Genomic DNA, 14,509 nt, shown 5'->3' on the forward strand with positions numbered 1-14,509 from the left:
TCATGAATCAGCGCGAAACCGCATTTGCCGACATGGACGCGCGCGTCGCCGGCAAAGAGATGCGCGAGACGACTGCACCGCAGCGTCACGTCGGACGCTCCATGGAGCGCCTCGAAGACCCGGCGATCCTGACGGGCCGTGGCCGCTATGGCGACGACATCGCTCTCAAGCCGGGCACGCTGCACGCGGCTATTCTGCGTTCGCCGCACGCGCACGCGGACATCCTGTCGATCGATACGCAAGCCGCGTCGAAACTCGCCGGCGTGCGCGCGGTGCTCACACGCGACGATTTGCGCCCGTGGTCGCGACCGTTCGTCGTCGGCGTGAAATCGCCGATGGAACAGTGGGCGCTCGCGATGGACCGCGTGCGCTACGTCGGCGAGCCCGTCGCGGTCGTGATGGCCGAGTCGCGTGCGCTCGCGGAAGACGCGCTCGATCTGATCAAGGTCGACTACGCGACGCTCGATCCCGTGACGTCGATTGAACAAGCCGCAAGGGACGACGCGCCGGTGCTGCACGAACGCGTCGGCAGCAACGTGATCAGCGACCGGCATTTCCGCTACGGCGAGCCGGAAGCGGCCTTCGAGCGCGCGCCGCATCGCGTGAAGCTCGTCGCGCATTATCCGCGCAACACGTGCGCGCCGATCGAGTGCGGCGTGGTCATCGCCGAATATCTTTCGGGCGACGAAGGCTACGACGTCACGTCGAATTTCATGGGGCCGTTCTCGCTGCACGCCGTCATGTCGATGGCGTTGAACGTGCCCGCCAATCGCCTGCGTCATAAGGCCCCGCGCGATTCCGGCGGCAGCTTCGGCGTGAAGCAGGCCGTGTTTCCGTATGTCGTGCTGATGTGCCTCGCGTCGCGCAAGGCGGGCGCGCCGGTGAAGTGGGTCGAGGATCGGCTCGAACACCTGAGCGCGGCGACATCGGCGACGGCGCGTGTTTCGACGATAGAAGCGGCCGTCGAAGCGGATGGCCGCATCGTCGCGCTGTCTTACGATCAGCTGGAAGACGTCGGCGGCTACGTACGCGCGCCCGAGCCCGCGACGTTCTACCGGATGCACGGCTGTCTGACGGGCGCTTACGCGATCCCGAATCTGCTCGTGCGCAATCGCGTCGTGCTGACGAACAGGACGCCGACGGGGCTCGTGCGCGGCTTCGGCGGGCCGCAGGTGTACTTCGCGCTGGAGCGGCTGATCCAGCGCATCGCGATCGAACTGAAGCTCGATGTGCTCGACGTGTATCGCCGCAACTTCGTTCCCGCCGATGCGTTTCCGTATCGTGCGGCGGCGGGCGCGCTGCTCGATTCCGGCAATTATCAGGAAGCGCTGCGCCGTTCGCTCGACGAAGGCGGATACCGGGAACTGGTTGCGCGCCGCGACGCCGCGCGCAACGAAGGGCGGCTGTATGGCATCGGTTTCGCGGCGATCATCGAGCCGTCGGTCTCGAACATGGGCTACATCACGACCGTGATGCCCGCCGACGCACGCAAAAAAGCCGGGCCGAAGAACGGCGCGATCGCGAGCGCGACGGTCAGCGTCGATCTGCTCGGTGGCGTGGTCGTCACGATCGCATCGACGCCCGCGGGCCAGGGCCACATGACCGTGTGCGCGCAAGTCGTCGCCGATGTGCTGGGACTCGATCCGAAGGACATCGTCGTCAACGTCGAATTCGATACGCACAAGGACGCCTGGTCCGTCGCGGCGGGCAATTATTCCAGCCGCTTCGCGGGCGCGGTGGCGGGCACGGTGCATCTCGCCGCGACGCGCGTGCGCGACAAGCTCGCGCGCGTGCTCGCGAAGCAGTTCAGTTGCGCGCCCGGCGACGTGTGCTTCGAAGGTGCACGCGTTTTTCCGCGCGACGCCGCGGACCGCGCGCTGCCGTTCGCGCGCGCCGCGAGCAATGCGCCGCACTGGGCGCCCGCGCTCCTGCCCGAGGGCGAAGAGCCGGGTCTGCGCGAAACGGTGTTCTGGTCGCCGCCGCACATGGATGCGCCCGACGAACAGGACCACATCAATACATCGGCGGCGTATGGCTTCGCGTTCGACATGTGCGGTGTCGAAGTGGATCGGATAACGGGACGCGTGCGTATCGACCGATATGTGACCGTGCACGACGCCGGCACGCTCCTCAATCCCGCACTCGCCGATGGCCAGATTCGCGGCGCGTTCGCGCAAGGCGTGGGCGCGGCGCTGATGGAAGAGTTCCGCTACGGCGCGGACGGCAGCTTCCAGTCCGGCACGCTCGCCGACTATCTGATGCCGACGACCTGCGAAGTGCCGGATCCGCTGATCGTGCATCTGGAGACGCCTTCGCCTTTCACGCCGCTTGGCGCGAAGGGGCTCGGCGAAGGCAACAACATGAGCACGCCGCCGTGCATCGCGAATGCCGTGGCGGACGCGCTCGGCGTCGAAGACATTCGCCTGCCGCTTACGCCGCCCAGCGTGATGGCGATGATCGGCATGGACGATCCCGAACCGTCGCGGCCGCAATATCGCGAAGCGCCCGCGACGAAGCCCGCGACGCCGGGCGGCGGACGCGCACTGACGGCGCAGGGCACGGTCGACCTGCCCGCGACACCCGAAGCTGTGTTCGCCGTGCTGCTCGATCCGAAGGCGCTCGCGAAGGTCATTCCCTGCTGTCACGCGCTCGAAGAGACGGCGCCGAACCAGTATCGCGCGGACGTGACCGTCGGCGTCGGCATGATCAAGGCGCGTTTCGAGGCGCGTATCGGTTTGTCGGAGATCGATGCGCCGCGCCGGCTGCGACTCGCTGGCGCGGGGATGTCCCCGCTCGGCAGCGCGCGTGGCAGCGGTCTCGTCGAACTGACGCCGCAAGGCAGCGGCACGCGACTCACGTACGACTACGAAGCGCAGGTGTCGGGCAAGGTCGCGGCGGTCGGCGGCCGCATGCTCGAAGGCGCGGCGAAGGTCGTGCTGAAGCAGTTGTTCGAATCGCTCGGACGACAGGCGGCGGGCAAGCCCGTGCAAGCGCATGGATCGTGGATCGCAAGACTCCTTGCACGTTTCAGGAGGCACGCATGAAGCCCGCACCGTTCGATTACCTGCGCGCGATGACCGCGCAAGACGCGCTCGACGCGCTCGCGCAATACGGCGAAGACGCACGCGTGCTGGCGGGCGGCCAGTCGCTGATGGCCGTGCTCAACATGCGGCTCGCGCAGCCGAAGGTGCTCGTCGATATCTCGCGCACCGCCGAACTCGATGCCGTGCGCGCGGACAGGCAGGCGGGGCAGCTCGTCGTGAGCGCCGCGGCGACGCAAGGCAGCGTCGAATGGCGCAGCACGCTCGCCGACGAAACGCCGCTGCTCGCGATGGCCTTCCCGCATATCTCGCACTTTCAGATCCGCAATCGCGGAACCGTGTGCGGATCGATCGCGCATGCGGACCCGAGCGCGGAGTTGCCGCTCGTGCTTGCGGCGCTCGGCGGCGACGTGATGCTGCGCTCGCGAAAGAGGCGCCGCACGCTCGCCGCGCAGGACTTCTTTCAGGGAATGCTGATGACCGCGCGCGAGCCCGACGAACTCGTCGAAGCGGTGCGCTTCCCGCTGCGCAAGGCAGGCGAGCGCTACGCGTTCGCAGAGTTTTCTGCGCGACACGGCGACTTTGCGATCGTCGCGTGCGCGGCCGTGGTCACCGACGAGTCGATCCGTATTGCAGTCGGCGGCGTCGCGGACCGGCCGGTGACGGAGCTATGGCCGCGTCTGCAGGGCGACGACCTGCGCGGCGCATTGAACGATTTGAGCTGGAAACTGAATGCGCAGGACGATGCGCACATTAGCGCGAAATATCGCCGGAATCTGGTCCGGCAACTCGGATGGCGCGTGATCGAGGAGGCAAAGTGAGCAAGATGTCGGACACCCTCATGCGGCACGGCAAAGCGCAGCGCATCGCGCTGACGCTGAACGGCCGCGAACGAAGCGGCTACTGCGAGCCGCGCGAACTGCTGTCGGACTTCATCCGGCACGAACTGGGCGCGACGGGCACGCACGTCGGCTGCGAACATGGCGTGTGCGGCGCCTGTACCGTGCAGGTCGACGGCGTCGCGGCGCGTTCGTGCCTGATGCTCGCGGTTCAGGCCGATGGGCGGCATATCGATACCGTCGAAGGCCTTGCGCCCGATCAGACGCTCGGCGACCTGCAGCAGGCGTTCCAGCGGCATCACGCGCTGCAGTGCGGCTTCTGCACGGCGGGCATCCTCATGTCCTGCGCGGATTATCTGCAACGCGTGCCCGATCCGACCGAGGCGCAAGTGCGCGAAATGCTGTCGGGCCACATCTGCCGCTGCACGGGCTACACGCCGATCGTAGCCGCCGTGCTCGATGTGGCGGCGCGCCGCCGGGCCGAGGCAAGCACGCAAGAGGTCGAACATGCTTGATCTCGGCCGCACGTTTTTGCAAAGCGTCGAGCGCAGTCCGAACGCGCTCGCGCTCGTGGATGGCGATGTGCAACTGACGTACGCGCAGTGGCATCGCATCATCCTGAATATCGCCGATGGCCTGCGCAGGCTCGGCCTGCAACGCGGCGACCGGCTGCTCGTCGTGCTGCAAAACCGCTGGGAAATGGCGACGCTGCATTGGGCCGGGCAGTTTGCGGGCATCGTGATCGTGCCGCTCAACTGGCGCGCAAAGCCCGAAGAAGTCGACTACTGCGTGACCGACGCGGGGGCGAAGGCGATCGTCTACGAACCCGTCAGCGCCGATTCCGTCACGCAGAGCGCCGCCGCGCAAAACGTGCCGCGCGTCGGACTCGACGACGCGCCCGGCCGCACCACCCGCTTCGATGCGCTCATCGTCGAACGAACGCGTAGCGGCGACGTGGGCCACGTGAGCGACGCGGCGCACGCCAGCGCCGACGACATCTCGCTGATCCTCTACACGTCCGGCACGACGGGCAAAGGCAAGGGCGTGCCGCGCCGGCATCGGCATGAACGCGCGGGGGCGCTCGCGCACGTCGCGCAGAACCTGTACAGGCGCGGCGAACGGACGCTCGGCGTGATGCCGCTTTATCACACGATGGGGGTACGCTCGCTGCTCGCCATGGCGCTCGTCGATGGTCTTTTCGTCTGCGTGCGGCGCTGGAACGCGAAGCTCGCGCTCGAATGCATCTCGAAGTACGCGCTTACCTGTCTCTACCTCGTGCCGACGCTCTATCACGATCTGCTCGCCGACAGCGCGTTCGCGAACACGGACACGTCGTCGGTCAGAAAGCTCGGCTTCGCGGGCGCACCGATGAACGACGGCCTGCTCAAGCGCCTCTCGGCCGCGTTCGAGCCGGAGCTCTTCGTCAATCACTACGGCTCGTCCGAGGTCTACACGTTCAGCCTCGATCAGGACGCGACAAAGAAGCCCGGCAGCGCGGGCCGCGCGGGCATCAATACGCGGCTGCGCGTCGTCAGGCTCGATGCGCTATCGCCCCATGAAATCGCCGGAGTCGGCGAAGAAGGGCAGATCATCGTGGACCTGCTCGGCGACGAAGCCTTCGAAGGCTACTGGAATCGCCCGGACGCGGATGCGAAGTGCCTGCGCGAGGGCTGGTACTTCACCGGGGACACAGGCTATCTCGACCGCGACGGCGATCTGTACGTGACGGGCCGCGTCGACGACATGATCATCAGCGGTGGAGAAAACATCTCGCCGGTGGATATCGAATCCGTGTTGTCGCTGCATCCCGCCGTCGATGAAGTCGCGGTCGCGGGTGTCAAGGATGAGCGCTGGGGCCAGCGCGTCGTTGCATTCATCAAGCGCCGCGAGCACGTCGATTCCGCTGCGCTCGATGCATGGTGCCGCCACTCGAACCTCGTCAACTTCAAGCGCCCGCGCGACTACGTGTTCGTCGACGACATTCCGAAATCGCCGGTCGGCAAGATTCTGCGCCGCAAGCTGCAAGCGGGCGAGTACACGCCCGATTCAAACGGGCGGGCCGCGCAGCCTTCAGAAACCACCAAGGAGTAACACAATGAGTGATCTCAACCATCGCGGCCAGACCCTGCTGCAAGACCTCGACGGTTTCTCGGTCGACATCGACGCGCAGCGCGAGCGCGCCGACATCATCCTGCATCGGCCGCCGTTTAACGTCATTTCGATGCACGCACGCGAGCAGTTGCGCGCCGTCTTCGAAGCCCTCGACGAAGACGAGCGCGTGCGCGTGATCGTCGTGCGCGCGAAAGGCGAGCACTTTTCGAGCGGCGGTGACATCAAGGGCTTTCTGGAAGCCTCGCCGGAGCACGTATCGAAGCTCGCCTGGAACATCGCGGCGCCCGCGCGGTGCTCCAAACCGGTGATCGCGGCCAATCGCGGCTTCTGCTTCGGCGTGGGCTTCGAGTTGTCGCTGGCGTGCGATTTCCGCATCGTCACCGATACGACCTTCTATGCGCTGCCGGAGCAGAAGCTCGGGCAGATTCCCGGCTCGGGCGGCTCGGCGCGTTTGCAGTCGATGGTCGGCATCGGCCGCACGAAGGACATCGTGATGCGCTCGCGCCGCATTCCGGGCAAACAGGCGTACGAGTGGGGCATCGCGGTCGATTGCGTCGCTGACGCCGAACTCGAATCGGCAACGGATGCGCTCGTCGACGAACTGCGTGCATTCTCGCCGCTCGCGCAACGTACCGCGAAGAAGCTTCTGAACGATTCGGAAGACGCGCCTTTGTCGATCGCGATCGAGCTCGAAGGACACTGCTATAGCCGTCTGCGCGCGTCGGACGATTTCCGCGAAGGCGTCGAAGCGTTTCATGGCAAGCGCAAGCCGGTGTTTCGCGGCAGCTGAGCTGATACCTGACACGCCGCGCGGCGAACGGGACAAGAGGAGACAACGCGATGGATCGCTTCGACTACGTGATCGTAGGCGGCGGCTCGGCAGGATGCGTGCTTGCGCATCGGCTGTCGGCAGAGCCGTCGGTGCGCGTCGCGCTGATCGAGGCGGGCGCCGACACGCCGCCGGGCGCGGTGCCCGCGGCGATTCTCGACAGCTATCCGATGCCCGTCTTCTGCGGCGACACGTACATCTGGCCCGATCTGAAGGCGAGGGCCACGCAGCAGGCCGCGCCGCGCGTCTACGAGCAGGGCCGCGTGATGGGCGGCGGCTCGAGCATCAACGTGCAGTCGGCCAATCGCGGCCTGCCGCGCGACTACGACGAATGGGCCGCGAACGGCGCCGAAGGCTGGTCGTGGCGCGACGTGCTGCCGTACTTTCGCAAGCTCGAACGCGATGTGAACTTTCCAGGCGGCCCATTGCACGGCAGCGACGGTCCGGTGCCGATCCGCCGGATCATGCCGAGCGACTGGCCAGCGTTCTGTCATGCATTCGCGAAGGGTTTGCGCGCGAACGGCTTCGCCGAACTTCAGGACCAGAACGGCGAATTCGGCGACGGGTTCTTTCCGGGCGCGTTCTCGAACATCGACGACAAGCGCGTGTCGACGGCCATCGCCTATCTCGACGAAGCCACGCGCAAGCGCCCGAATCTGAACATCTATTCCAATCTGCGCGTGGAGCGCATCGTGATGGAAGGCGCGACGGCGCGCGGTGTCGTCGCGATTGCGGCGAACGGCGAGCGCGTGGCTTTCGGTGCGGGCGAAGTGGTGTTGAGCGCGGGCGCATTGCAGTCGCCCGCCATGCTGATGCGCGCCGGGATCGGTGATGCGCGCCCACTCGCGGCGATGGGTATTCCGTGTACGGTGGATTTGCCGGGCGTCGGACGCAATCTGCAGGATCATCCGTCGCTCACGTTCTGTCATTTTCTCGAGCCGCGCTTTCGGATGCCGCTTGCGCGACGCCGCGCGAGCATGATGGCCGCGCGCATGAGTTCGGGCGTCGCGGGCTGCGACGAGTCGGATCTGTATTTGTCGAGCGCGACGCGCGCAGCGTGGCATGCGCTCGGCAACCGGCTCGGCCTCTTTTTCCTGTGGTGCAACCGGCCCTATTCACGGGGCCGCGTGCAACTGGCGTCGCCCGATGCGACCGTTGCGCCGCGCGTCGATCTGAATCTGCTCGACGACGAACGCGATCTGCAACGGCTCGCCGCCGGCGTGCGGATGCTGGCGCGCATCGTCGATGCGTCGGGTCTGGGACGCGATTCGCGCGACTTCTTCCCGGCCGCTTTCTCGCCGCGCGTGAAGGCGCTGAGCAAGGTCGGCGAAGGCAATGCGCTTGTGACTTCGATCCTCGGCGCGTTGCTCGACACACCGCCGCCGCTGCGGCGTCTGCTGGTCGAACGCTTCTTCACGCGCGGCCTGAAGATGACTTCGCTGATCCACGACGACCACGCGCTCGCCGATTTCATCCGTGCGAACGTGTTCGGCGTGTGGCATGCGAGCGGCACCTGCCGCATGGGCGGCGCACAGGAGCGCGACGCCGTGACCGACACGCAAGGCCGTGTGCGAGGCACACGAGGGCTGCGCGTCGTGGATGCCTCGCTGATGCCGCGGCTGCCATCGGCGAATACGAACATACCGACCATCATGATCGCCGAGAAAATCGCCGATGCGATGGTTGCCGAGCGACGGGCGGGCGTGGCAATGCCGTTCGCCGCGGCCCGCTGACGATTTTTCAACCTCGACTGGAGCGCGCACCCAACAAAGCGTGCCTGTGACACACAAGGAGATGCAAATGTCTGTAGCAGCGCAAGACGGGGCCACTGTGCTTCCGGTTAATCAGCGGCAGATCATGGGCGCGGTGATGGCGTCGTGCATGGGCTGGGCGCTCGATCTGTTCGACCTGTTCGTGTTGTTGTACGTCGCGCCGATCGTCGGGCGTCTGTTCTTCCCGTCCGAGCACGCGATGCTTTCGCTCGCCGCGGTTTACGCGTCGTTTGCGGTGACGCTATTGATGCGGCCGCTCGGCTCCGCGCTCTTCGGCTCTTATGCGGACCGTCACGGCCGCAAGGGCGCGATGATCGTCGCGGTCGTCGGCGTCGGCGTGTCGACGGCGGCCTTCGGCGCGCTGCCGACGGTCGCGCAGGCGGGCATCGTCGCACCGGTGTTGTTTCTGCTGCTGCGTCTCGTGCAGGGCGTGTTCGTCGGCGGCGTGGTCGCATCCACGCATACCATCGGTACCGAGTCCGTCGCACCGAAGTATCGCGGCGCGGTGTCGGGGCTGATCGGCGGCGGCGGCGCGGGACTCGGCGCGCTGCTCGCGTCGGTTACCTATCTGGCGATGTCCTCGCTGTTTCCCGGCAATGCATTCGACGTGTGGGGCTGGCGCTGCATGTTCTTCACGGGTATCGTGAGTTCGCTGCTCGGCTTCTTCGTGTTCAACAGTCTGGAAGAATCGCCGCTCTGGAAGAAGCTTGCCGCCGAGAAGGCCGCGAAGGCCGCCGCGCAAATGAAAAGCGCGGCCGTCGAAGTGGCGCGCTCGCCGATCCGCACGCTGTTCTCGCGTGACTATCGCAGCGTGCTGTTCGTCAATCTGCTGCTGACTATCGGCGGCGGCAGCGGCTACTACCTCACGTCGGGCTATCTGCCGACCTTCCTCAAAGTCGTGAGTCATGCGCCGAACGGCGCGGCCGCCGCGATCCTGATGATCTGCAGCGTGGCCGTGGTGATCGCGTCGGTCGCGGCGGGGCACATCAGCACGTTCATCGGCCGCAAGGGCGCGTTCATCTGGATCGGCATCATCCGGCTCGTGGCGCTGCCCGGCCTGTTCCTGCTGCTGCCGACGGCGCAAAGCATCACGATGGTCGGCGTCTACGCGGTGCTGCTTTCCGCGCTCGGCAGCGCGGGTTATGCGCCCGTGCTGATCTTCCTGAACGAGCGCTTCCCGACCGCGATCCGCGCGACGGGTACGGGTCTTTCGTGGAATATCGGCTTCGCGATCGGCGGAATGATGCCGACATTCGTCTCGCTCGTCGCGAAGGATGCGGGCCAGTTGCCGTCGACGCTCTCGATCTTCGTCGGTGCAATCAGCGTGATCTTTCTCATCGGCGCGTTCGTGGTGCCGGAGACGCTCGGCAAGCTCGACAACGGCTCGGCGCGCACTCCTTCCTGATCGACTCATTCGAGCGATCCTGCCGTCACGCGCCGGATCTCCTCGGTGATGATGGCGATCAACGCCTGGGCGGCCGGCCCGATCGGCCGCTTCGGATGCGTGACCTGAATGATGTGACGCACGATCGGCGGCGACGCGATCGTGCGTGCGCGCAAGCGTCCTTCGTCCACTTTCGCCTGCACGACGACGCGCGGCAGGATTGTTGCGACATGGCTCTGCTCAACGAACTGAACGATGGTGCTGAGCAGATCGATCTCGAACTTCGGCTTGACGACGACGTCAGCCGCCATCAGCGCGGCATCGAGCGCGCCTCGCAGGCCGTTGCGGCGCGTGGGCAGCACCAATTCGATGCCGGACTGTTGTGTGAGATCGATTTCGTCGGGCAGCGTTGGGCCGTGCGCGACGCTTGTCACCAGCACCATTTCTTCGACGAGCAAAGGCTCCACGTGGAGCGTCAGCCGTCCGCGCGGCTTGTTGATGATGGCGGCATCGAGCCGGCCGGATTCGACGGCATCGATCAGTTGCGCGCTGAAGCCATCGGCGACGGAGACTTCCACTTGCGGGAAAAGCGCATCGAATCGGGCGAGCGATTCGGGCAACACGCTCTGCGCCTCCGACGACACCATCCCCAGCGACACGCGGCCTGTCACGATGACATCGCGACGGCTCAGGTGCTCGCGTGCGTGATCGATGTCGCGCATGATCGGCGTGTAAAGGCGGTACATCAGCCGTGCGGCTTCGGTCGGCGCCATGCCGTGCGGCCCGCGCTCGAAGAGCTTCTGCCGGATCTCCGTTTCGAGCTTGGCGATCTGCATGCTGAGCGCCGGTTGCGCAATGTTGAGCCGCCTGGCGGCGCGCGTGACGGTGCCTTCTTCGAAAAGCGCGATGAAGTACTGGATCTGCTTCAGTTCCATGGGACAGGGATATACGGGACGGGGCGACGAAGATAGTACCGTGCGCCGTCTTTCATGACGTCGGTCCGGTGAGTTTCTCCCATGAAATCGTCACGTCGACGTCCTGTGCCCGCCGCGAACGCAAGCCACGCCTGGTTGGCGTCCGGCGCGACTTGCGTTCTTACCTCGACTCCCGCGCGATAATTGAACGAGAGAAGGGCGCGCACCGCAGTCAGATTTCGGGCTTCAGCCGGTAGAGTTCCGGCACGAGCGCGAGCAATAGACGTTTCGCCGAAAAAAGCCGCGGGGAAATATGCGTGGCGACGTACCAGGTTGCGGCTACGTTCATGCTGCGCAGCTTGAAATCAGGGCCGACCAGTGCGCTCGCAAAGTGCAGGTCGCCGAGCGTCTTGCCGATGATCTCCTGCTTGATCCGCGCGCGCGCCGGAGGGTCGAGCGCAATGAAAGACAGCTCCGACATCTCGTGAAGCAGCCGGTACATGCTGTTGTAATGGTGCAGCGTTTTAGTCGTGAACATCGTCGAGTCCATTCGCAGGCGTCTTTTGAACAGCGCCTGATTCAGCACTGCGAGCTTGATCCTTTGCTGCAGCAGCAAGGCCGCGAAGAAGTGATTGTCCTCGTACACGATGCCTTCGATGAAGCGCAGATTGCCGATGGCCGAGCGCCGCGCGATGAAGCAGCACGGCGACACGAAATAGCGCCCTTGCCGCAACGACTCGACGACGAACTCTTCCGACCACAATCTCGCGGTGCCGAGCGGACGCCGGTAGCCGTTGACCTCCTGCTTGTACATGGGCGCGTCGTTCGGGAATACCGCCGCTTCGAACATGACGGCGTCGATGTCGGAATGGCTGAATTCCCGATGGCATACGCTCAACGTGTCGGTGTCGATCAGGTCGTCGCTGTCCATGTAGTAGACGTAGGAGCCCGTCGTCAGCGAGGTGCCGAGATTGCGCGCCGCGGATTGCCCGCTGTTCGGCTGATACACATACCGGAATCGCGAATCGCTTTCGCAGTAGCGTCGCGCAATCGCGGCGGTGCCGTCCGTGGAGCCGTCATCCACGATGATCGCCTCGAAGTCCGTGAAGGACTGTCCTGCAACGCTGGCGAGCGCTTCGTCGAGATAGTGCTCCACGTTGTAGGCCGGCACGATGATCGAAAAAACTGGCATAAGGCACCTCGATAATTAGGTAAGCAGTACTGCAATTCAACCGGCATCCGCGCCGCGTGCTTCCTGGCTCGCCGGCGACGCAACGGACATCCGCGACGCGCTTCGTGTGCGAGGCGCGGCGCCGCGAAAATACAGCCACACGAAGGCCGCCGCGCCGACCACTTCGGTCAGGATCACCGCGGCGATCGTTCCTTTTGCGCCGCCATAGCGCGTGAGTGGAACGACATAGAGAAGATGCAGAACCGTCGCGCCGAGAAACACATTGGTCAGCGAACGCGCCCGGCCTTGAGCGAGCAGTCCGAGGTCGCCGAATACGACGGCTACGCTGATGATCGGCGGTAGCACCGCTTCGAGTCGCAAGAGGGGGATCGACGCATCGAACTGCGGGCCGACCCAAGTTTCGATCCCCCATGCAGCAAGCAACTCGATGCCGATAAAGAGGCTGATCGACGTGGAGAACACGGCGAGCATCGCCATGCGCATGAGGCGCTGTGCGGCTTGCCGATCGGTTGCGTGGTATTGGCTGATGCGCGGATAGAACGCCTGACTGATCACCATGAACATAGCCTGTGCGGCCACACGAATCTTGTCTGCCATCGCGAACTGACCCACCACTTCCGGTCCGTGGAAGTAATTCAGCAGGATCGAATTGAAGTTCACATAGAAGCTGATCAATACAAACGAGAAAAATAACGGAAAGCCGTCCTTCAGCGCCTCGGCAATCTTTGTCACGGAGATGCCGACGAGTTTCACCAGTCGGTTGCGATGCAGAATCCACAGCGCGCAAACCGCGAGCAGAACATTGCCGAGACTGACGCCCAGTGCAGCCAGCGCCGCATCGCCAGGTCCCTTGACGGCCAGATAGAGAAACACGAGACCGAGAAATCGCGAAACAAAGGTCGGCAACACCAATGCACGCATACGTTCGAGGCCCTGAAAAAGCCAGATGGGCGTAACGGCGTTCGCAACGATGCCGACGAACAGCGCGGCAAGCACGTCCGCATGGTCTCGCAGATCCGGCACGTACGCGATGCCTGCAACTATCAGAAGAAGCGCCGCGGCAACCAGCACGAGCCGTGCAGCGAATGTGCTCGTATAAACCTCGGCGAGCCCCTCCGGATGGTCGCGTTTCACGGACACGAGGCGCGTGGCCGTGAAGTTGAAACCGTAGTCGGTCAGCAACACCATGTACTGCGCGACAGCCTGACAATAGGCCAGCACCCCGAACTCTCTCGCACCGAGCACATGACCCAGGTACGGCAACATCAGCAGCGGTACGATGTAATTGCCGCCCTGGATCAGGATCAGATACAACAGCGTCTTGCGGATCGGAGTCGTCATAACAATGCGCCTGGTGCGAGGGGGCCTTTCTTCATGAGTAAGCCGCTCACAGGCTCACATGCCGCTGGGCGCGGAATTCAGTAGGCGACATGCCATACCTTTCCTTGAAAAGACGGCCGAGGCGGTTGCCGTCGCCCATTCCGCATCGTCGCGCAATTTTCCCCACCGGTATGTTGGTAGAACTCAGCATTGTGCAGACAACGTCAAAACGCGTGCGCAGCAGATACTCCAGCGGCGTCATGCCGAACTCCTGTTTGAAGCGGCGCCGGAAATTGCGTTTGCTCATTGCCGCGGATTCCGCTGCCTGTGCAACTGAAATCGGCTTGCTGTAGTTCTCCTGTATCCAGCGGGCCGACTCGCGAACCTTAGTCGCCGTAGTCAGCGATTTCGCGTCGCCTTCGCGCGGCCGCGTGTGCTTCGCAGCATTGGTCTGCAGTTCGAGGGCGACCTTTCTGGCAATGAGCGGACCCAGGTCGCGCTCGATCTGCGAGAGTGCCAGCTCGGCAGGCGTCGTGCCGCTCAGGCGGGACGTCACGGGATTGTCGTCGAATAGAAAGATGGGGACTGCGAGCCGCGAAGCATTCTTGTAGACCACCGCAAGCCTCGAGCCCTGCGTAATGCGCAGCGATGCAACGGCGCCATGGCGCGTGATCCACGAGTGAAGGCGGTCGTTCGGCTCGGCGGTAGCCGTCGCGTCGCGGCATGCCACAAAGAACGCGTGAAAGTCACCGACGCTGTAGCGGTTCAATTGCTCGGTGACGATTGAAATACCGCACGAGCTGGTGACGAGCCCGCCTTCTTCTGACAATACCGTGAGCCGGTACGGCATGTCTTCGCTGCGGTGCAATTCCGCCCGGTTGGCGAGGCGGAAAGCGTCGCCTATCGCGCCGGCGCTTGCCGTAAAGAAGTTCTGCGACACGAGAAGGCCAATGTGCCTTGACCTTTCCGGGCAGTCGCGCTTCTCATTGACGATCGGCCTGGAGAGTTCAACGAGATCCATCACGATTTGGGCTCCCAATATAGTTATGAAATGCACTTGAAAACACGGCGACAGCTGGATTGTAGTGGCGGCGGATTCTGCAAAT

The 14,509-nt window shown here is 64.5% G+C and carries 11 protein-coding genes; 7 read left to right on the top strand and 4 right to left on the bottom strand.

Annotation, left to right across the window (positions count from 1 at the left end; all coding sequences use genetic code 11):
* Window positions 1-2 precede the first annotated feature (2 nt).
* The 7 genes from ACEN8U_RS06865 to ACEN8U_RS06895 all read left to right on the top strand — a co-directional run bounded on the left by ACEN8U_RS06865 (window position 3) and on the right by ACEN8U_RS06895 (window position 9,998).
* Window positions 3-3,044 carry a xanthine dehydrogenase family protein molybdopterin-binding subunit gene (locus ACEN8U_RS06865; RefSeq protein WP_310107510.1) on the top strand — a complete coding sequence of 1,014 codons (3,042 nt, stop codon included), beginning with the start codon at window positions 3-5 and terminating at the stop codon, window positions 3,042-3,044.
* Window positions 3,041-3,862, top strand: coding sequence for an FAD binding domain-containing protein (locus ACEN8U_RS06870; protein WP_310107512.1), 822 nt, complete (start codon window positions 3,041-3,043; stop codon window positions 3,860-3,862). Before ACEN8U_RS06865 ends, ACEN8U_RS06870 begins: the two co-directional genes overlap by 4 nt.
* Entirely contained in the window at window positions 3,859-4,395 is a 537-nt protein-coding gene (locus ACEN8U_RS06875) for a (2Fe-2S)-binding protein (protein ID WP_014971889.1), read from the top strand. The genes ACEN8U_RS06870 and ACEN8U_RS06875 overlap by 4 nt, the downstream gene beginning before the upstream one ends.
* Window positions 4,388-5,971, top strand: a complete 1,584-nt coding sequence (locus ACEN8U_RS06880) for an AMP-binding protein (protein WP_310107514.1) — start codon at window positions 4,388-4,390, stop codon at window positions 5,969-5,971. The genes ACEN8U_RS06875 and ACEN8U_RS06880 overlap by 8 nt, the downstream gene beginning before the upstream one ends.
* A 4-nt stretch (window positions 5,972-5,975) precedes the next feature.
* Window positions 5,976-6,782: an enoyl-CoA hydratase/isomerase family protein gene (locus ACEN8U_RS06885; protein ID WP_310107516.1), complete on the top strand. Its 807-nt coding sequence runs from the start codon at window positions 5,976-5,978 to the stop codon at window positions 6,780-6,782.
* 50 nt (window positions 6,783-6,832) lie between these two features.
* Window positions 6,833-8,554 (top strand): GMC family oxidoreductase, encoded by a 1,722-nt coding sequence (locus tag ACEN8U_RS06890; RefSeq protein WP_310107517.1) that lies wholly within the window; start codon window positions 6,833-6,835, stop codon window positions 8,552-8,554.
* A 67-nt stretch (window positions 8,555-8,621) separates the two neighbouring features.
* On the top strand, window positions 8,622-9,998 hold the full coding sequence (locus ACEN8U_RS06895) for an MFS transporter (protein WP_310107519.1): 1,377 nt from the start codon (window positions 8,622-8,624) through the stop codon (window positions 9,996-9,998).
* A 5-nt stretch (window positions 9,999-10,003) separates the two neighbouring features.
* Here ACEN8U_RS06895 and ACEN8U_RS06900 read toward each other — a convergent pair whose 3' ends face one another.
* The 4 genes from ACEN8U_RS06900 to ACEN8U_RS06915 form a co-directional block, all read right to left on the bottom strand.
* Window positions 10,004-10,912, bottom strand: a complete 909-nt coding sequence (locus ACEN8U_RS06900; protein ID WP_310107521.1) for a LysR family transcriptional regulator — start codon at window positions 10,910-10,912, stop codon at window positions 10,004-10,006.
* 211 nt (window positions 10,913-11,123) lie between these two features.
* Entirely contained in the window at window positions 11,124-12,083 is a 960-nt protein-coding gene (locus tag ACEN8U_RS06905) for a glycosyltransferase family 2 protein (protein ID WP_014971884.1), read from the bottom strand.
* A gap of 36 nt (window positions 12,084-12,119) precedes the next feature.
* Complete coding sequence (locus ACEN8U_RS06910; RefSeq protein WP_310107523.1) at window positions 12,120-13,424, bottom strand: flippase; 1,305 nt, start codon at window positions 13,422-13,424, stop codon at window positions 12,120-12,122.
* A gap of 46 nt (window positions 13,425-13,470) precedes the next feature.
* Window positions 13,471-14,424: a GlxA family transcriptional regulator gene (locus ACEN8U_RS06915; RefSeq protein ID WP_310108062.1), complete on the bottom strand. Its 954-nt coding sequence runs from the start codon at window positions 14,422-14,424 to the stop codon at window positions 13,471-13,473.
* Window positions 14,425-14,509: the final 85 nt, after the last annotated feature.

It is taken from the genome of Paraburkholderia phenoliruptrix, assembly GCF_047325075.1.
GTDB lineage: Bacteria > Pseudomonadota > Gammaproteobacteria > Burkholderiales > Burkholderiaceae > Paraburkholderia > Paraburkholderia phenoliruptrix.